General features: G+C 32.9%; 15 protein-coding genes. 9 read left to right on the top strand and 6 right to left on the bottom strand.

Annotated elements, in window-relative coordinates; translation table 11 throughout:
- Window positions 1-47: 47 nt before the first annotated feature.
- Window positions 48-425, bottom strand: coding sequence for a VOC family protein (locus tag IE051_RS09305; RefSeq protein ID WP_189360512.1), 378 nt, complete (start codon window positions 423-425; stop codon window positions 48-50).
- Between the two features lie 332 nt (window positions 426-757).
- On the opposite strand from IE051_RS09305, the gene IE051_RS18710 reads away from it, so the two are divergent.
- The 4 genes from IE051_RS18710 (at window position 758) to IE051_RS09285 (ending at window position 5,479) form a co-directional block, all read left to right on the top strand.
- Window positions 758-2,503 carry a polysaccharide lyase family 7 protein gene (locus IE051_RS18710; protein ID WP_189360511.1) on the top strand — a complete coding sequence of 582 codons (1,746 nt, stop codon included), beginning with the start codon at window positions 758-760 and terminating at the stop codon, window positions 2,501-2,503.
- Window positions 2,504-2,742: 239 nt separating this feature from the next.
- The gene (locus tag IE051_RS09295; RefSeq protein ID WP_189360510.1) at window positions 2,743-3,426 is read left to right on the top strand and encodes a hypothetical protein; all 684 of its coding nucleotides are present in this window, start codon (window positions 2,743-2,745) and stop codon (window positions 3,424-3,426) included.
- Between the two features lie 160 nt (window positions 3,427-3,586).
- The gene (locus IE051_RS09290; RefSeq protein WP_189360509.1) at window positions 3,587-4,855 is read left to right on the top strand and encodes a hypothetical protein; all 1,269 of its coding nucleotides are present in this window, start codon (window positions 3,587-3,589) and stop codon (window positions 4,853-4,855) included.
- 183 nt (window positions 4,856-5,038) lie between these two features.
- On the top strand, window positions 5,039-5,479 hold the full coding sequence (locus tag IE051_RS09285; protein WP_189360508.1) for a hypothetical protein: 441 nt from the start codon (window positions 5,039-5,041) through the stop codon (window positions 5,477-5,479).
- A gap of 200 nt (window positions 5,480-5,679) precedes the next feature.
- Here IE051_RS09285 and IE051_RS18595 read toward each other — a convergent pair whose 3' ends face one another.
- Both IE051_RS18595 and IE051_RS09275 read right to left on the bottom strand, forming a co-directional pair.
- On the bottom strand, window positions 5,680-5,943 hold the full coding sequence (locus tag IE051_RS18595; protein ID WP_229796770.1) for a hypothetical protein: 264 nt from the start codon (window positions 5,941-5,943) through the stop codon (window positions 5,680-5,682).
- Window positions 5,944-6,265: 322 nt separating this feature from the next.
- Window positions 6,266-6,742, bottom strand: coding sequence for an Hsp20/alpha crystallin family protein (locus tag IE051_RS09275; protein ID WP_189360507.1), 477 nt, complete (start codon window positions 6,740-6,742; stop codon window positions 6,266-6,268).
- A 411-nt stretch (window positions 6,743-7,153) separates the two neighbouring features.
- Between IE051_RS09275 and IE051_RS09270 the strand changes: the two genes are divergently transcribed.
- From IE051_RS09270 to IE051_RS09260, 3 genes are all read left to right on the top strand, one after another.
- Window positions 7,154-8,617, top strand: a complete 1,464-nt coding sequence (locus IE051_RS09270; protein ID WP_189360506.1) for an alpha/beta hydrolase-fold protein — start codon at window positions 7,154-7,156, stop codon at window positions 8,615-8,617.
- Window positions 8,618-8,773: 156 nt separating this feature from the next.
- Entirely contained in the window at window positions 8,774-9,715 is a 942-nt protein-coding gene (locus IE051_RS09265; protein WP_189360505.1) for an alpha/beta hydrolase, read from the top strand.
- A gap of 82 nt (window positions 9,716-9,797) precedes the next feature.
- Complete coding sequence (locus IE051_RS09260) at window positions 9,798-10,787, top strand: hypothetical protein (protein ID WP_189360504.1); 990 nt, start codon at window positions 9,798-9,800, stop codon at window positions 10,785-10,787.
- 238 nt (window positions 10,788-11,025) lie between these two features.
- Here the strand turns inward: IE051_RS09260 and htpG are convergent, their stop codons facing one another.
- On the bottom strand, window positions 11,026-12,939 hold the full coding sequence (gene htpG / locus IE051_RS09255) for a molecular chaperone HtpG (protein WP_189360503.1): 1,914 nt from the start codon (window positions 12,937-12,939) through the stop codon (window positions 11,026-11,028).
- Between the two features lie 160 nt (window positions 12,940-13,099).
- Between htpG and IE051_RS09250 the strand changes: the two genes are divergently transcribed.
- A complete protein-coding gene (locus IE051_RS09250) occupies window positions 13,100-14,107 on the top strand; it encodes a 3-oxoacyl-ACP synthase III family protein (protein WP_189360502.1) in 1,008 nt (335 codons plus the stop codon).
- 480 nt (window positions 14,108-14,587) lie between these two features.
- Here the strand turns inward: IE051_RS09250 and IE051_RS09245 are convergent, their stop codons facing one another.
- The gene (locus tag IE051_RS09245) at window positions 14,588-17,062 is read right to left on the bottom strand and encodes a TonB-dependent receptor (RefSeq protein ID WP_189360501.1); all 2,475 of its coding nucleotides are present in this window, start codon (window positions 17,060-17,062) and stop codon (window positions 14,588-14,590) included.
- 95 nt (window positions 17,063-17,157) lie between these two features.
- Between IE051_RS09245 and IE051_RS09240 the strand changes: the two genes are divergently transcribed.
- On the top strand, window positions 17,158-17,520 hold the full coding sequence (locus IE051_RS09240) for a CoA-binding protein (protein WP_189360500.1): 363 nt from the start codon (window positions 17,158-17,160) through the stop codon (window positions 17,518-17,520).
- Here IE051_RS09240 and IE051_RS09235 read toward each other — a convergent pair.
- The gene (locus IE051_RS09235; protein WP_189360499.1) at window positions 17,491-18,939 is read right to left on the bottom strand and encodes a sodium:solute symporter; all 1,449 of its coding nucleotides are present in this window, start codon (window positions 18,937-18,939) and stop codon (window positions 17,491-17,493) included. The two genes, IE051_RS09240 and IE051_RS09235, sit on opposite strands and share 30 nt — an antisense overlap.
- Between the last annotated feature and the right edge of the window lie 92 nt (window positions 18,940-19,031).

Genomic DNA, 19,031 nt, shown 5'->3' with positions numbered 1-19,031 from the left:
GTTGAAACAATTCGCTATCCTCTCGTTTTTTGATTGTTTAAGTTGTATTACATCCAAGAATGTAGTGCAATTCTATTGCCTTCGGTATCTGTAAACTGAGCCATAAAGCCATTTTCCCCAATATCAGTTTTTGGCATCATTATTTTACCTCCAGAGATTTCCACTTTATTTAAAGCTAAATTTAAATCATCTCCGGCATTGAGGTAAATAGTAGGACCATCTGTGGTTGGGTTTTGTCCATTACCTTCAATAAGACCGCCGCCTACGCCGTTGTTATCGGCGTCATAAGGGAACATGCCATATTTAATGTTTTGCTCTGGCATGTGATTATCTTTAATTTCTAAAGCCATAACCGTGCTGTAAAATTGTTTTGCTCTTTCGTAATTTTTTACTGGAATTTCAAACCAGTTCACTGCGTTTTTCATTTTTAGAATGGATTTTGTTGTTAAACTTTAATACAAATTTAAGAGCGTTTGTGACGGATCGTGTCAGGGGTGTTTTGAAATTTTTAATTTTTTTGATTCACTGAAAAAAAAATCTACTCAAATTGATTTTGCCCCTATTATCTAGCCCTTTTTTGATTTTTACAACGGTGCCTAGTGCCATATAACGGGACGATGTGTTAATATCTGATTTATAACACAAATTGGTTAACCAATTTGTGTTGTGCATGTGTTTTTTTTCATATTTTGCAGAGCGTTAAACTGGTTAACCAATTTAATATGTTTTATATTTACTAATTAATGGCTAAGATTAAGTGAAAAATAATAAGCAAAATCAAACGACGGCATTCACCTTTTTAATAGTATTCATTTGTGTTTTTGGTCCTTTAAGGGCTCAAGTGCCCTCAGACCTTATGGATAATTGTAAGCAATGGAAGATCACCTACCCAACCGGGGTTGAAGATAAAACGCTGTGTGGTGAGGCTAACAATGAATACTTTTATGTGAATGGGGCAAAAGATGCCATTGTTTTTCGCACGCCAATTAGAACTGATAACGGCACTACGCCAAATTCTAGTTATATACGCTCAGAACTTAGAGAGCTAGAAGCAGATGGTGGCGGAAATATTTATTGGACGACTGAAGGGTCACATTTGATCTATGTGAAACAAGCCATTACGCATTTACCAATGAATAAGTCGCATTTAGTGGCTACTCAAATTCATGGAAATAAAGATGATGGCATTGATGATTCAATGGTATTGCGATTGGAAGATAGGCATCTGTTTTTGTCCTTTAATGGCAATAAATTGAGAGACGATTTAACCATTAAAACAAATTATGCCCTAGGTACTATTCATGAAGTTGTTTTTCTAATAGAGGATGGTAAACACTACTGTTACTATTCAGAAGATGGAAATCTTAAAACAGCTTTTAATAGCGGTAACGCAGCGTCGTATTTAATTAAGGATGGCGCCAATGACTATGTTATGGATTTAGATTACGACGAAACCTATTTTAAGGTAGGGAATTATACGCAAAGTAATTCTGAAAGAGAAGGTACAGATAGCAATGATCCTAATAATTATGGCGAAGTATTAGTATATGATTTTTATGTTGAGCATGATGCTTCTCATGTTACAGGGGTGTCCTTATTACCAAGCACAGTAGACCTTTCTATAGGAGGTACTTATCAATTATCAGAAGTTATAAGTCCATCAAGTGCCACTAATAAAGGCGTAAGTTTTAGTAGTTCGAATGCATTGGTAGCATCGGTGAATTCAAGTACGGGTTTGGTAACGGGAGTAAAACCGGGTAAGGCGATTATAACCGTAACTTCTGATGAAGGTGGATTTACTGCTACAAGTACAATTACCGTGGTAGAAGATCCTTCGGGTATTAATCTAGCACTTAACAAACCGGTTACAGGAACGGGGACCCATCATGAAGATAATGAATTAGGGCATTTGGTAGATGGCTTGACATCTACACGATGGTCGGTCTCAGGATTTCCGCAAACCGCTGTAATAGATTTGGGTGCTGTGTATGCCTTAGGAAGAACAGAAATGGTATGTTATACCGATAGGGCTTATAAGTATACGGTCTCTGTATCAAGTACAGAAAATGGAATCTATACCGAGATTGTAGATCGCTCAGATAATACAACACCAGGAACGGAATTAAATCCTATCATTGATGTGTTTTCTGGAACTAATGGTCGATTTGTAAAAATCACAGTAACAGGTGCTGAATATTATACAGGATCTTGGGTGAGTTTATTGGAATTTAGAGCCTATGAAGCTGCATCCTTAGGCGTTGAAAATGATTTAGATTCAAAGGAAAACGTTGTGTTATGGCCAAATCCAGCAGGAAACACAATCCATATTCAAGGGGCAGAGGCATTCAATACACTTGCCGTATATGATATGGTTGGTAAATTGATTTTCAAGCGGCCTTATTTGGATGATATTGTGGATTTATCACAATTGAATCCGGGGCTTTATATATTCAGGTTATCTAATGCGTCCAAAACTATAAATAAGCGTATCGTTAAAAAGTAGCCCGCAATACTGTAGGATAGTTGCCTAAATATTTTGACTTCTAGAAACGTAGGAATTATTCTAAATAATACAATTCTAATCTCTATATTTGAGTGCGATAACCCCTGTTTTAAAATCTACATTTCAATTATAGATAAATAAAGGAGTATTAGATTTATCAGGGAATACAATCGTATAAACAATAGGTTATATAAGAATATAGCTAGTTAGCCTACATATAAACAAAAAACGTTAAAATAATGAAAATCAGTAATTTAATATTTTGTTTTACATTTCTAATTCTGTTTAGTAGTTGTGATAAGCAATCAAATAAGAAAACAATCGTCATTGAGAAAGGTAAAGTAGGAATGATTGGATTTGGTTCTTTAATTTCGCTTAATAGGACTGAAGAAGTTTTTAAACATAAATATACAGACTCAATTTATTTAGTTCATCTTGAAGGTTATCAAAGAAGTTGGGATTTTGTTACTTCTAATTATGACAAAGGATACACAGAAGAAGAATTGAAACATGATGGTTATTATATTCGAGACAATGACACCCTTATTTTTGACAATTCCATTTACTTAAACATTACAGAACAAAAAGGGAGTACAATGAATTGTGTCTTATATCTGGTAACAGAAAAAGAAATTAAAGATATGGACCTTTATGAATTTGGATACGAAAGAATAGATGTGAGTGATAAGATAAAGGAATATGATTTTGAGGGAGGAAAAGTTTATGCTTACAAAGCAACGCCTGAATACTTATATGATTCGAAAAAAATTAAAGGAGTAACTGTAATACAGCAAGATTATTTGGATTTAGTTACAAAGGCTTGTGATAGCATTGGGTTAGATTTTAGAAAAGAATATGATGAAACAACTAGTCCTTTAAATTTAGAATTAGTTGCACCAGTTATCTGGAAAAAAGCAAGATAAATACGTGTGCTAACACCATATAAAAATATTGCGTAAGTTTATTCCTAAATCATAAGGCTAGTGCTTGTTTGCTTGCATCTGATTTTCCTTCGGAAAATCCTCGCACTCAAACTACGCACTATTCTTATACCAACACGTTGTGTTTAATTAAAACCTACAAATGAAATTTAACTTCTTTAACAAAAAGAAAAGTCTAACTAACATGAAAGAGGAATGGAATAGACTAGGAAGCGAATACGCTAAAAATGTTAATGAAATGGTTGAATTTGGAGAAAAAAATGGATTGGAGAACTGGAAAGGAAAAGAACCCGAAGATAATAGAGAGCATCTAGCTGACGAAATTTTCAATCTATTGAAAAAAGCTAATGAATACAACACTATTGAACAATTCAGAAATGATTATCCACCTTCTCATAATCCAATAATAAAACTTTTAGAGACTAAAGGTCAAAGTATTGAACAATTACAATTCATTGACGGACAAAAAATTGTATTCCTAACAGGTACGTCTTACCAAAAACGACAAGCATATGTTCTTGATAATGAAAATACACTAAAATTAGATTCAACTATTAATGCAATCGGTAAATCCAAAAAGAATAATGTTTTTGCGATTTCAGCCGAAAATAAAATTACAACTACTCAAGGTTGGGAAGGCAATATTATTTCAACCTTTGAATTAATAGAAACTAAAGATTTAGGAATAACAGAATTAATTCCATTCAATAATGGACTTAAGATATTACTAGTCGCTTCTGAAGGAATATATTTGATTGCTAAAGAATCTGAAAAAATGATTCACCCTGTACCTGATTTAGAAGATGAAGAATGGGATTCATACATTGATATGGAAAATGCAACATTATCAAATGACAACGAATATATTGTTGTTGGAGACCAATGTGCAGACCATAGAATATTAAATCAAAATGGAGAACAGATTGGAGAAGTTGGCCCTCAATCTTCTTATAATCATTTTTGCTTTTTTTCGTCGGACGACAAACAATTAATTACTAACTCTTGTCATTTTTACAATGGAATTACAATCGGAATATCTACAGAGAATATAAATGGATTAAAGATTGAAGCTTATGAAGAAAGTGAGGATTATAAAGTTATAGATGATGGTATGCGTGTATATGTTGGACTAACAACAAGAGACTTATACATACTTGGAGATGCTCACGGATATATCAGAGCGATTGATAAAAATGGTAAATGCATTTGGAGACATTTTATAGGTTCAACAATTAGTGGCATTACAATATCTGATGATGAAAAGACATTATGGGTTGGTTCTTATTCTGGAATGCTTCATAAATTGCAGTTAGGAAAAGGATTTAGAGATGAACATACTATTGGAAACGGGAGTCATTATGAAGATTTTCGACTGATTTTGTGGAAAGATGAACCAATAATGAAATGGTAAATAAAAATAACTAAGCACAACAACGGCCATAAGTAATTGCTAGTTAAAGCCTACTCAAGAAAATCGTCGTAGATTTTCTATTCGGTTTGTATTTGCTAAATTAGGTGCTTAAACCATACAACGAAATCATAGCCTAAACCGCTACCTGTAATTTGAAAATTGTAGTATTTTTAAAAATATAATATGAAAAAAATTATAATTAGTTTGTCACTTTTGTTGTGTCATCTGACAATTTACTCTCAAAATAATTCAGATGCTTCTCAATTGGAAATGACAAAGATGATAAACACCTTATCTGAATACTACAACAATCAAAAATTTACAAATCTTTCAGAAATTCTTTCTGATTCATTACAAGTATTTGAATTCCCGAATACACGAAGAAGTTCTAATCTTGATCAAGTAATTTCTCAATGGAAAAAGACATTTATAAAGTACCCAAAAAACAAAGCAGAAATATTTGATATTTATATAGTTGGGAACAAAGCAATTTTGAAAGAAAGGATTTATGGAAGAGGTGAACCATTTGAGACAGTTTTAATATACGAATTTAGTAATGGTGAAATTATAAAGGTTTGGTTTATTTCTAATTCACCAACTACAGCCAGAGCAAAGAAAGGATAATATCTAATTTAATAGAAATAAAGCTGAAGAAGTGTCTAATGCAGTTCTAGTTCTTGCCTACACACGAAAATATTCTCGGACTTTATATCTGCGATTTATTTGCTAAATGAGGTGATTGTAGCGTGCAACATTCAATATGCAAACACGCTCTGCTTAAGGCAATAAGATTCGAATTCAAAAGAGAAAAAGACGAAAATGATTTAGTTTTCGTCTTCAGGTTTAATAAAATCTGACTGATATTTTTCTAAAAAAAATTTCTGTCTTGCAATCATTTGTTGCCTTATTTTGTCAATATCCATAAAGCCTGAACCAAAATCACTTTCGAAAAAATCGTCATCAAAGAAATGTTTGCTAAAGAGTGAATCTTTAGAAAAAATGTCTTCAAACCCTTGATTTTTAAACCCCGAAAAGTTAGAAAAATTCCTTAAATTAAAAGATTGCATTAAACTATCATGCTCTGACATTGATAGATTGTTGTACTTATCATTGGAAGACCAAGAATAAATACTATCATATTTAATTAGATTTCCATTTTCGTCAAATTCTTTATCGACCTTCCAAGTTCCCTTTGGTTCTGGAATTTTTTTGTCTTCGTTTTGCGCTGTTTCCGCATTTATTTTGTCATTTTTTGACTATTGCAACTAACACTCAACAAGCCAATCATAAAAAATAGAATATATTTTTTCATCGCTTTAGATTTAAATTGTTTGAATAGTATAGAGGAGACCGATTACTCGGTCCCCTACCACATACTTTATACCTTAATGAAAAATTTTAGTAAATCGATTATGAAATCTCAATACTTCTAGCAGGCTTTTGTTTTGCCTCTTCTTTTTTGGGTAAGAGAATACTCAAAATGCCTTCGTTATAACTCGCATTAATTTTTTCATCATTTACACTTTCAGGCAGAGTAAAGGTTCTTTTAAAAGAAGAGTAACCAAACTCTCTGCGAGTATAATGTTCTTCTTTGTGTTCATTTTCTTCCTTTGTCTCTGTTGATATTGATAATACTTGATTATCAATATCAATCTGGAAATCTGATTTTTTAAGACCAGGAACAGTCATTTCTACCGTAAAATCATCAGCAGATTCTTTGATGTTAACTTTAGGTAAAGTAATTCCAGTATTGAAGTTTGAAGTAAATACTGATGGTAGATCTCGATTAAAAATATCATCTAACCAATTTGATAAAGTTGGGAAGTTTTGATTTGAATTGCTGTTCGCTAAACTTCCGTTTTTAGGAACACTAACTAAATTGCTCATAATTACAAAATTTTAAATTAAACATTATTTCAAATTTGAAATCTCTATTGATTTCAACTTCAATTAAACAAATAAAATACCAAAATGGATTTACTAGATTTTACCCTATATATTTTTACAAAAAACACTTGTTTCGCTGTCAAATTTTCAGAATCATTGTCATTTTTTTACTTAAATAAATGTCATATTGACATTTTGAAAATATGAAAATAAGAACGTGACCAACAAGAACCTCTGGCACAAAACAGTGGATAAACACTGCACATAATATCGTATATAATGCATTGCTAGTTCTTGCCTTCTAGCTAAAATCCTTCCGGACTTTCTATCTGTGATTTATTTGCTAAATTCGGTGATTGTAACATACAACTGTCCATATACATTAACGTCGTCAAACATTAAAAAAATAATATGAAGAAAAATTACATTTTAATTATCATCTTGATAATAATTGCATTCCAGGCGAAAGCTCAAATATTTGAAGTTAGTTTTGATTCTAGTATAATGAATGGGGACTTTTCCGGAAATGTGCTCCTTTACCTCTCAAAGGAAAAAAAATCACCGAAAGACATTTTTGTAGGACTAGAATTAACACCTGTTTACAGAGTTGTTGTTAAAGATTTAAAAGCAGGAGACCCTGTTGTTTTTAATGATAATAGTGTTTCATATCCGGTTGAATTATCAAATATTGAGCGTGGGGAATATTATGTTCAGGCTGTCTTCGATTTAAATTTAGGTGATGCGAACATTGGCTCAAGTTCTGGGAATTTATATTCTGAACCCATCCAAATTAATTTAACCAAAGATTTTGATACTGTTTTTAAGATAAGCGCGGATAAGGTTATTCAACCCATTACATTTAATGATACTGAATTTCTAAAAGAATTAAGTGTGAAATCATATCTTTTAAGTCAGTTTCATAATAAGGATATTTTTGTTAAAGCAGCAGTAAGTTTACCAAAAGAATACTTTGATCAACCTAATAAAGAATATCCAGTCATATTTTCAATTTTTGGTTTTGGGGCCAATTACAAATTGCATTCAGGTCACAGTACTTTTTTAGAACAGTTAGGTGAGCAGCCTACCATTGTAGTTTATTTAGATGGTAATTGTCCAGAAGGTCATTCTACTTATGCCAATAGCGATGTTAACGGCCCTTGGGGAGATGCCCTGGTGAACGAGTTTATTCCGCGATTAAAACAAAAATATAGAACTAATGGTGCTTTCCTGCTATACGGACATAGCAGCGGCGGATGGACTTCCCTTTGGTTACAAATTAATTACCCAAAAACCTTTGCTGGAGCTTGGGCAAGTTCACCTGATCAGGTTGATTTTAGAAACTATCAAAACAAAGATATTTATAAAACAAGTAATATGTTTTATGATGAAAAGGGAAATTTATTAGCTGATATTACTATAGCAGGTAGGTTTCCAGTTATAAGTGCAAAAGACCTCTATAGAACTGAACACGTAATTTATCGAGGATCTCAATTACATTCTTTCGATGCTGTTTTTGGAGGGTTTGATGCTAATGGAAATAGGATTAGATTGATAAATATTCTTAATGGAGAAATTAATAAAGAGGCACTTCCTCTATGGAAGCGGTATGACCTTTCAATTATTTTAAGAGATAATTGGAACAATTTAAAGGAAGATCTTGATTCAAAAATTAGAATTTCAATAGGCACAAGTGACAATTTTCATTTACATCATGCCGTGAAATTGCTAGATCAAGAAATGAAAACTTTAGGTGCAAATATGGAATTTCAATATTATGCAGGAGATCACTTTACTTTATTTACACAGGAATATAAAAAAGAAGGCTCCAGTTTTTTATTAGAGACCTATAAAAATTGGTTGAATGAAAAGCAGTAACAAATACCAAGAATGCAAAAATATAAAACCTTTAATTACGAAAGCGAATGTAAGTCAATATGAAGAGGTCTTATTTAGCCAGAACGTTAGTGGGAGTAAATTGGCTACTTGTATAACACCAGGCTGTTAATAATAATAGAAAAGACAAACGCGATTATGAAGCAAGTATTTATGTTGGTTTTAATACTTAACTTTTGGGGTCTTGTTCACGGACAAGATTTGGATTTCCTAAATTCCCAAGAGTTTTCAGTACACTTTAACCAATCTTACGGTGAATATGAGCGGAATAAATTTGATATTCTACTCCCAAAGAATGATTCGATTCATGGACTGGCTATTTTTATTCATGGTGGAGGATTCAAACATGGAGACAAAGACGCCATATATAAGAGAAAAGAAGATATTAGGTGTTTTTTGAACAACAATATTGCCGTAGCTTCAATCAATTATCGCTTTTATTCAAGTAATGATTCATTGGGAGTAAAAGTATCTCTTAAGGACATTCAGACGGCTATACAGTATTTGCGTTTTAATGCAAATGCATTCAATATTGATAAAGAAAGAGTAGGCTGTTATGGTATTTCTGCTGGTGCGGGAGCAAGCTTGTACTTTGCATTTCATGATGATTTGGCAATACAGGGAGATCCTACTTTAAAAGGAGAATCTACACGACTAAAATGTGCTGGAGCCATTGCAACACAATCAACGTATAATGTCTTTAAATGGAAAAAAATTGTTCCATATATGCGTTTGGTTGTTCCGCTAAAACGTAAACAGATATATAATTCTGCCGCTAATTTTTATGGTTACCCGAATTATAAATCATTTAAAGAACAGATTCGTATGAGCTCAGAGCAATTGGACATGTTAGCGATGATTGATTCGCAAGACCCACCAATTTACCTTATGAATCTAATGAAGGAAAATTTCCCCAAAACCGATAATGTAGTGCAACATCATAGAAGGCATGCCATTGTGTTGTCTAAAATGCTTAAAAAGAATAATGTTGAAAATTATTTATATACGAGCAAAACCGTAGATAGAGAAGGAGATATTGATATTAAAATCAGAGAATTTATAGTGCATAATCTAAAATAAAAGTTTGAACAGAGGGCTTAATCGTTAATTAACTTCTGGACTAATCATAAACAAAACCGTTAACCATATTTTACAAGGTAGCATGAAATTTAAATACATAACATACCTTATTATTTGTCTTCCGTTTATCATCTATTCACAAGAGAAATCGGGTTATTATATCAATTGGGATATCAATCATGCTGAAACTTTTGTAAGACCAAGTATTCCTATTTCAGAGGAAGAATCAAAAACAATTAACAGCTACTACGTTGAATTTGATAATAACAATAGGTTGTTGCGTGTGAAGTTTTATTTCTCAGGTAAGCCTAGTGATTATAGCAATTATGGCGCATTTGAGTTGGTAAGGACGTATCATTCAGGTTACTTTATAGAAAAATATAAGAATACCGCCGGTGAATTTATTGAAAATTCCAGCAACATTGATGAAAAGAAATACCTCCTCAATACAGCAGGGTATTGGATACGAAAGGAAAATTATAGTAATGGAGAACTTATTTCGGATGGTGTTGCCTACTCTGAAGTAACACGAAATGATAAAAATGAAATCGCTACTGAAATTCAATTCTCAGCTACAGGAGATACTATTCCCGATGGCAATGGTTTCAATATTGTTCATTTCCTTTACAATAAGGATGGACTAACTTTATATAGGCAAAACAGAAATGAAAAAGGGGAAATTGTTAATGGCAACCAAGGTTATGCCACAGTGGTTTTTCAATTTGATCATAATGGGATGTTCTTCGAAGAGCATTTTTTGGATGAAAACAATAACTTATTCTTACATCCAAGGTTTGATTTAGCAAAAATTAATTGGAGAGCATTCAATAAATATGGAAAACCTTCAAGAATTTACTATATGAATAGCCTAGGTTATCCCCATGAGAAGCGAGCCTATGGCATTATTAAATACCGTCCTAACATGACTAGAGCGAGTATTACATATTATGATAGATATGGAGAAAGAAGCGTTGATGTTCATGGAGTGGCCAAATCTATCTATAATTATGATGCACATGGTAAATATCTAGGCAGAGATAATTTTGACTTAGAAAATAATCGGATTGAATAAAATAAATCCGGTTAATGACTTATATAGGGCGTGGCTTCTTTATGTCAACCAAGATGGCATACACGAACAGGTATAGCAACATTTTATGGCTTAACATGAGAACTGACAGTAGTATTTATTTTACACGCAATTCTCTTATTTGGCATTATACCGAATAAATAAAGGGTACAAAAAAACCACTTCCAATAAGAAGTGGTTTTTTTTTAATATTAGCATATCTGCTTTATGTATGCATCAACTATTTTATCATCTCATAACTACGTTTAATGAAGTTTGTTAATTCTTCACCTTTTAGTAAGCCTTGAGATAATCTAGCTAAGTCTAAACTTTGGTTTATTAAACGTTCTTGCTTCTTTTTGGTTTTTGTACCAATAATTTCGCTAACCAATTCAGAGTTAGTGTTCACAACCAAGTTGTACATTTCTGGCATGTTGCCCATACCAAACATACCTCCGCCACCACCAGTAGCCTGCATTTCTTTCATACGACGCATAAATTCTGGCTGCGTAATAGTAAATGGCGATTCGTTGCTATCCATAGCTTCTAACTGAACCATAAATTTCTCAGAAGGTATAACTTCTTTTAATAGTTCGTCTAATGCTTTGGTTTGATCTTCATCTAATTTAGAAATAGTTGTTTCATCTTTCTTAATTAAATTATTGATATGATCACCATCAACACGAGCAAACGTGATGTTTTCTTTAGAGCTTTCTAACTTTTGAATGAGATGTGAAACAATTGGAGAATCCAATAGTAATACTTCGTAATCTTTTGCTTTAGCCGACTCAATATAACTGTGTTGAGCGTCTTTGTCAGAAGCATAAAGAATAACTAATTTGTCATCTTTATCTGTTTGTTTTGCTTTGATCTTATTGAATAATTCATCGTATGTATAATACTTCCCATCAACTGTTGGGTATAGAGCAAAGGCATCTGCTTTTTCAAAGAACTTTTCTTCTGAAAGCATACCGTATTCAATAACGATTTTAATGTCATTCCATTTGGCTTCAAAATCTTCACGGTTATTGTTGAATAACGATTTTAATTTATCAGCTACTTTTCTTGTAATGTATGATGAAATTTTCTTTACTGCACCATCTGCTTGTAAATACGAACGTGATACATTTAATGGAATATCAGGTGAATCTATAACACCACGCAACATGGTTAAGAATTCAGGAACAATACCTTCAACATTATCAGTCACAAAAACTTGGTTTTGGTATAACTGAATTTTGTCTTTTTGAATCTGCATATCGTTCGACATTTTAGGGAAATATAAAATCCCAGTTAAGTTGAACGGATAATCTACATTCAGGTGAATGTTAAATAAAGGCTCTTCAAATTGCATTGGGTACAATTCTCTGTAGAAACCAGTGTAATCTTCATCCTTTAATTCAGTTGGTTGTTTGGTCCAAGCTGGATTAGGATTGTTAATGATGTTATCGACCGTAATTTGTCTGTGAGGTTCTGTTGTTTCTTTACCTTCCTCATCCTTTGTTGTTTGAGGTTCATGCTCAGGGTCATTAACTTCTTTTGTGCCAAATTTAATTGGTACAGGCATAAACTTGTTATACTTCAATAACAATTCGCTAATTCTACTGTCTTCTAAAAATTCAGTAGAATCTTCAGCAATATGAAGAATAATTTCTGTTCCTCTTTCTGTTTTATCAGAAGCTTCTAAAGTGAATTCAGGTGAACCGTCACAAGTCCAATGTGCTGCTGGTTCATCTTTGAAAGACTTTGTAATGATTTCAACTTTTTCAGCAACCATAAAAGCAGAATAGAAACCAAGACCAAAATGACCAATTATTCCAGAATCTTTAGCAGAATCCTTGTACTTATCTAAAAACTCCTCAGCTCCAGAGAAGGCCACTTGGTTGATGTATTTTTCAACCTCTTCAGCTGTCATCCCTAAACCTTGATCAATAATATGAAGTTTTTTACCTTCTTTGTCGACCTTAACTTCAATTTTTGGGTTGCCATATTCTACTTTCGCATCACCAACATTGGTTAAGTGTTTTAATTTTAACGTTGCATCAGTTGCGTTACTAATAAGCTCACGCAAAAATATTTCGTGATCGCTATACAAGAATTTTTTAATGAGTGGGAAGATGTTTTCTACCGATACATTAATGTTTCCTTTTGTCATAATATATAATGTTTTATAATTGTTTTTTTATGTTTGATTAATAGGCAACAAAAATGCCAATTGAATAAATATGACAAACTGACACAATTATTTGGCGTTTCATTTTATTGGTTCATCATGATTTTATTTTGTATTTTGGTTAACCAATAAAGATGACAGTATGTATAATTCAAAGATTACCGGTTTAGGTAAGTATGTTCCAGAAAATATAGTGACCAACCATGACTTATCTAAAATCATGGATACAAGTGATGAATGGATTCAAGAACGCACGGGAATAGAGGAGCGCAGGTGGATTCCTGATGGATCTGAAGATACATCGGCTGTAATGGGCGCTAAGGCTGCTAGAATTGCCATAGAACGTTCTGGTTTAACAAAAGATGATATTGATTTTATAGTGTTTGCCACGCTTAGTCCGGATTATTACTTTCCAGGTTGCGGGGTGCAAATTCAAGATATGTTAGATATGCCAACCATTGGCGCTTTAGATGTTAGGAATCAATGTTCTGGTTTTGTGTATGCCATTTCTGTGGCCGATCAGTTTATAAAAACAGGCATGTACAAAAATATACTCGTAATAGGAGCTGAATATCATAGTAATGGTCTTGATAAATCTACTAGAGGCAGGGGCGTGACGGTGATATTTGGCGATGGAGCAGGTGCTTGTGTATTGAGTAGAGAAGAGGATAATAGTAAGGGGATTTTATCAACACATTTACATAGTGAGGGTAAATATGCCGATAAATTAATTGTGGCTTCGCCAAGTATAGCGCATTGGGTTCCTGAAATATTAGAATCGGAAGAGGAAGACATTTCTTATTTCCCTTATATGGATGGTACATTTGTATTTAAACATGCTGTGGTACGTTTTAGTGAGGTTATTATTGAAGGTTTGATGAAAACTGGTTTGCAGAAAGAAGACATTGATATGTTAATACCGCATCAAGCCAACTTAAGAATCGCTCAGTTTATTCAGAAAAAGTTTGGACTCAGAGATGATCAGGTATTTAATAATATTATGAAATATGGTAATACTACTGCCGCTTCTGTAATTATTGCGCTCACTGAAGCCTGGGAAGAGGGTAAGATTAAATCTGGTGATAATGTGGTCTTGGCTGCCTTTGGTAGTGGATTTACTTGGGCAAGTGCTATAATTAAGTGGGCTTAGAATAAAGTATTACGTTGTGTAAAACGAAAAAACCGAATCGCACGCGCTTCGGTTTTTTCTAGCTATTAATCAACTTCAATTAACACTAATGTGAAGAATCTCAATGTATTAGACGCAATATTTTGAAAAATATTGCACCGATATAAATTATTTAACGTTTTTTAACATAAAAAAGAAAAACTCGAAATATTAAATTTCGAGTTTTTTTATACTAATCTGTTAACGAATATTTTATGTGTAGACGACTAACTCTTAAATAATTACTTCATTCGTTATTAGCTAGATTGTATATTCGTATAACGTTTTATTGCAGAAATTATTGTGACAGAATTAAAACTTTAACATAGTAATAGTATTGCTATTAGTAAAAATCAAAACTCCGAAGTTAAATGACTTCGGAGTTTCTTATTAATAACCATACTTTAACACTAACCATCAACTATTATAGCAGGCTATTAAATGTCATGTCTACTTAGCAATCTAAAAGCCACTACTTCCAGTTTGCTCATCATTAGCGCGCTGTTTTCTTTTTAAAGCTTTGTATTTTCCACCACCAAAACGGTAATTGAATGAAATATTTATTGTATTACTTTCAAAATTAAAAACGCCTTCTGCAGGAAACGGGGTGCGACTTTCAAATTCATACTGCATGGTTCTAAAAATATCATTGTAACTTAAACTAAGCGTTCCTCTATTGTCCTTTAAGAAACTATAACGCATACCTGTGTTTACCATGAACATAGGTTTTCTTGTATATTGGATACCTACAGATTCTCCACGATACATCCCAAATAGGGAAAAGCTTAGATTTTTAGTGGCCTTGAAGTTATTAAACATTCTTAGGTTCCAAACAACATTATCTACTTCTATATCCTGTCTCACAATATCTTCGGGTGTTGCATTTTCTATGTCTTCAGTATCAAGATACTCCGTGATGCCTATTTGTGTTTGTGAATACAAATCAAAACTAGCATTAAAACTCCACCATTTTGTTGGTCGGTAATTTGAAGATACTTCAATACCATATGCTGATGTGTTCTCAAAATTATTATAGGATAGTATTACGTTTCCTGAAGTTATATCTCTGCGGTCAATACTGAGGTATCGGTTAATATTGTCCTGAATAAATCTATAAAACACGCCTGAGGTAATGCTACCATTTTCAAAATTTCTAATATAATTTACTTCAACAGAATTGGTGAATTGCGGTTCTAGTTGTGGGTTTCCAAAAGAGGAAACTCTAGGGGTATTCCATTGTCTAATTGGATTTACCTGATTTAAACCTGGTCGGTCTACTCTTCTGCTTGCACTAAACTGATAGTTGTTTTTTTCTGATGGTTGATAACCAATAAAAATTGAAGGGTAGGCTTGAAAGTAATTGTTTTCAAATGGGTACAATTCTGTACTATTATCATCAAATGTTCTTAAAGCATCCGCGTTAACAAATACTTGTTCGGCACGAAGACCAACTTGGTAGTTCCATTTTTCGTATTTTTTGGAATAGGTAGCATATGCTGAATAAATGTCTCTTTTGTAATCAAAATCGGTACTAGGTGTTGGTATAATATCGCCTTCACCATTAAAAGTTTCTCCTGTTGAGCTGTAACCTATTACAGAATTGAATAATCTGGCTTCCAAGCCAGCCTCAAGTTTAGTGTCATCTTTTAGTGGGTTTACGTAATCAACATTTATTGTTGTTCTATCTCTATTGGTATTGACATTGTCATTATAATCTGTAGGAAAAGTGAAATTGATAAAATTAAAATCGGCTAGTTCTTGACCTTCATAGTCATTAAAATTAGCCTCTATTTCTAGTGTTTCACCTTCTTTTACAAAATCATGCTTGTATGCAAAGTTGTATTGTCTGGAGTTATTTTCTGAATCATTATGAAATATTTGAGTTTGAACGGCGCTACTGGGAAAAGTAAGGTCTGTGACACTATCGCCTTCACCATTAAACTTATTTTGATTTGTAAAAAAGGATAGGGTATTTCTATCATTCAAATAAAAATCGACCCCTAGTTTATAAAGATGTGATTTGTTCTTATTTGTACCATTAAAGTCTTGTATAGAACCATCATCAATACGATTAATTGTACCAAAATTATTTTGTTTGGAAATATTATTACCATAATTACCAAAAAAATTAAATTTTCCTTGACGATAATTCATGTTTATAGAGCTATTGAATTTTGCATATACGTCATTTGTAACTCCAACATTCAGACTTCCATTAAAACCTAATTGGGTGTTTTTATGAAGTTTAATATTAATTATACCACTCATGCCCTCAGGGTTATATTTTGCTGAAGGGTTTGTTATTAATTCAATCTGTTTGATGGAGGTTGTAGGTATTTGTTTCAGCAATTGAGCAATTGGTACATTTGTGAATTTACCATCAATCATAACTCTAACATTTTCATTACCACGAAGACTTATGTTTCCCGTTTGCGGGTCTACACCTACTGAAGGTATGTTGTTCATAATGTCGCTAGCAGTTGGCCCCGCGGTAATTAAATCCTTACCTACAGTAATAACTTTCCGGTCTACTTTTTGTTGAATTGTGGAAGTTTCTGCAATGACAGTAACTTCATCTAGGCCTTCAGCTTCTTCTTCAAGAAATATGTCTCCCATATTTATATTAAAATTCCCTTTTCCTATAGTAAGGGTTTTATCGTAGGTTTTGTATCCAATATATTGAATACTGACTACAATGTTGCCTTCGGCCACTTTACCAATTTTAAAAGTACCATCATCAAGAGTAATACCTCCGGTTAAGGTTTCTCCTGAGGGATTTTTGATGATTACATTCACATATGGTAAGGGTTGTTTTAAAGTAGCGTCTAAAACTTTACCAGTAATGGTTCCAGTTTTTTCGGCATTTGGATCGGGATTAGTGATCGCGTTGGCTGTAATTGTAAGTACAAGCATACAATAGACAATAAGATTTTTCATTAGTTTTGATTGATGATTAGATTGATTACTTGATAGACGTGTTTAATTGTATTCTGTTACTGTATTTTGTTTGACTTAACATTTTTTTAACTTTTATGAATAAAAGAACTTTAGTTTTAGGTGCATCATTAAAACCAAATAGATATTCAAATTATGCTATCCAAAGGCTTAAGGCGAATAAATATGACGTATTGGCTTTTGGTTTAAAGGCAGGGGAAGTGGAAGGCGCAACTATTGATACTGAGTTGAAAGCCTATCAAGATGTGCATACCATAACGCTCTATTTAAATCCTAAAAGGCAGCCTGGTTATTATGATTATATTATTTCCCTTAATCCAAAACGGGTTATTTTTAATCCAGGCACAGAAAACCCTGAATTTTATGCGGTATTACGTAAAAAGAATATTCCCTTTGAAGAGGCCTGTACTTTAGTTTTGCTTGCTACGAATCAATATTAGTCCTAAGAAAGTGAATATGCCATTTACTATTAATATTTCAAAACCTATTTGGTACCCGTTTAATAGCTGCATGGAATACGTATTTAGCACATAAGAAAGTATAGGAGCAATAATGGCTATAATCCATACATAATGGTCTTTGATCTGTTTTGTTGTAAAAATACCAAAAGCAAATAAGCCCAACAACGGTCCATAGGTGTAACCTGCCGCCTTGAACAATTCCCATATCACGGAGACATCTTTAAAAATGGAATCAAATAGTACAATAACAACCACCAAGATGAGACTTATAAGAACATGAGCTTGTTTTCTAACACGTTTTTGAGACGATTGCGGTTTTTTATCCAATTCAATAATGTCAATACAAAATGACGTTGTTAGAGAGGTTAATGCTGAATCGGCACTAGAATAAGCAGCAGCGATAAGACCCAATAAAAAGAAGGCCGAAGTCATTACCCCAATTTCCGGCAACATAGCAATTGTTGGAAATAAATCATCTTTTTTAGCCGTAATGCCATGCTGATTGGCATATTCAGTTAATAATAAACCTAATACTAAGAATAGTATGTTTACAAAAACCAAAACCACACTAAAGGACACCATATTTTTCTGCGCTTCTTTTAGGTTTTTACAGGTTAAGTTTTTTTGCATCATATCCTGATCAAGCCCTGTCATGGTAATGGTAATAAACATTCCAGCCAGAAAACTTTTGATAAAATATTGAGGATTGTTAATGTCATCAAAGAAAAATACTTTACTCATAGCATTGTCCTTAACACTGTTGTAAATTTCAGAGATGCTATTTAAATTTAGGGCTTCAGATAAAAAGGTAATAGTAACTACTACCGAAATAAGCATAAATAAGGTTTGTAATGTATCTGTGAAAATAATGGTTTTAATACCGCCTCTAAAGGTATATAGCCAGATTAATGCAATGGTAATGATTACGGTTATGGTAAATGGAATATGAAATTGGTCAAAGATTAACAGTTGTAGCACTTTTGCTACTAAAAACAACCTAAAGGCGGCACCAACAACTCTTGATATCAGGAAGGCAATAGCACCTGTTTTATAACTAACATTTCCAAAGCGATCTTTTAAATACGTATATATAGATGTTAAGTTTAGTTTGTAATAAATAGGCAGTAAAACATAGGCAATAACGAGGTAGCCAAAAAAATAACCAAAAACAACTTGTAAGTAGCCAAATTGTTTTGCTTCAACTGCACCTGGGACAGAAATAAAGGTTACCCCAGAAAGTGATGCCCCAATCATTCCAAAAGCCACTAAATACCAAGGCGCAGATTTGTTCGCTTTAAAAAAAGCGGCATTACTGTCTTCTTTGCCTGTAAAATAAGAGATTAGAATAAGAACAATAAAATAAGCAAGTATGAGCAGTAGGATTTGTGTGGCCGTCATGAAATAAACTTTTTTGCGATTGAAAATTACAAATATTAAATAACAAGACCTTCGTAATTATTAAAAGAGTTAAGTAAATTAGTGAAATTGGA

The organism is Algibacter mikhailovii, from assembly GCF_014651495.1.
Taxonomy (GTDB): Bacteria; Bacteroidota; Bacteroidia; order Flavobacteriales; family Flavobacteriaceae; genus Algibacter_E; species Algibacter_E mikhailovii.
This window is presented reverse-complemented; position numbering and strand designations above follow the sequence as displayed.

Coding starts and splice junctions, on each gene's coding strand:
- IE051_RS09235 (WP_189360499.1), bottom strand. CDS start 18,939: ATGACGGCCACACAAATCCTACTGCTCATACTTGCTTATTTTATTGTT.
- IE051_RS09250 (WP_189360502.1), top strand. CDS start 13,100: ATGTATAATTCAAAGATTACCGGTTTAGGTAAGTATGTTCCAGAAAAT.
- IE051_RS09295 (WP_189360510.1), top strand. CDS start 2,743: ATGAAAATCAGTAATTTAATATTTTGTTTTACATTTCTAATTCTGTTT.
- IE051_RS09265 (WP_189360505.1), top strand. CDS start 8,774: ATGAAGCAAGTATTTATGTTGGTTTTAATACTTAACTTTTGGGGTCTT.
- IE051_RS09260 (WP_189360504.1), top strand. CDS start 9,798: ATGAAATTTAAATACATAACATACCTTATTATTTGTCTTCCGTTTATC.
- IE051_RS09275 (WP_189360507.1), bottom strand. CDS start 6,742: ATGAGCAATTTAGTTAGTGTTCCTAAAAACGGAAGTTTAGCGAACAGC.
- IE051_RS09245 (WP_189360501.1), bottom strand. CDS start 17,062: ATGAAAAATCTTATTGTCTATTGTATGCTTGTACTTACAATTACAGCC.
- IE051_RS09290 (WP_189360509.1), top strand. CDS start 3,587: ATGAAATTTAACTTCTTTAACAAAAAGAAAAGTCTAACTAACATGAAA.
- IE051_RS09285 (WP_189360508.1), top strand. CDS start 5,039: ATGAAAAAAATTATAATTAGTTTGTCACTTTTGTTGTGTCATCTGACA.
- IE051_RS09270 (WP_189360506.1), top strand. CDS start 7,154: ATGAAGAAAAATTACATTTTAATTATCATCTTGATAATAATTGCATTC.
- IE051_RS09305 (WP_189360512.1), bottom strand. CDS start 425: ATGAAAAACGCAGTGAACTGGTTTGAAATTCCAGTAAAAAATTACGAA.
- IE051_RS09240 (WP_189360500.1), top strand. CDS start 17,158: ATGAATAAAAGAACTTTAGTTTTAGGTGCATCATTAAAACCAAATAGA.
- IE051_RS18595 (WP_229796770.1), bottom strand. CDS start 5,943: ATGTCAGAGCATGATAGTTTAATGCAATCTTTTAATTTAAGGAATTTT.
- htpG (WP_189360503.1), bottom strand. CDS start 12,939: ATGACAAAAGGAAACATTAATGTATCGGTAGAAAACATCTTCCCACTC.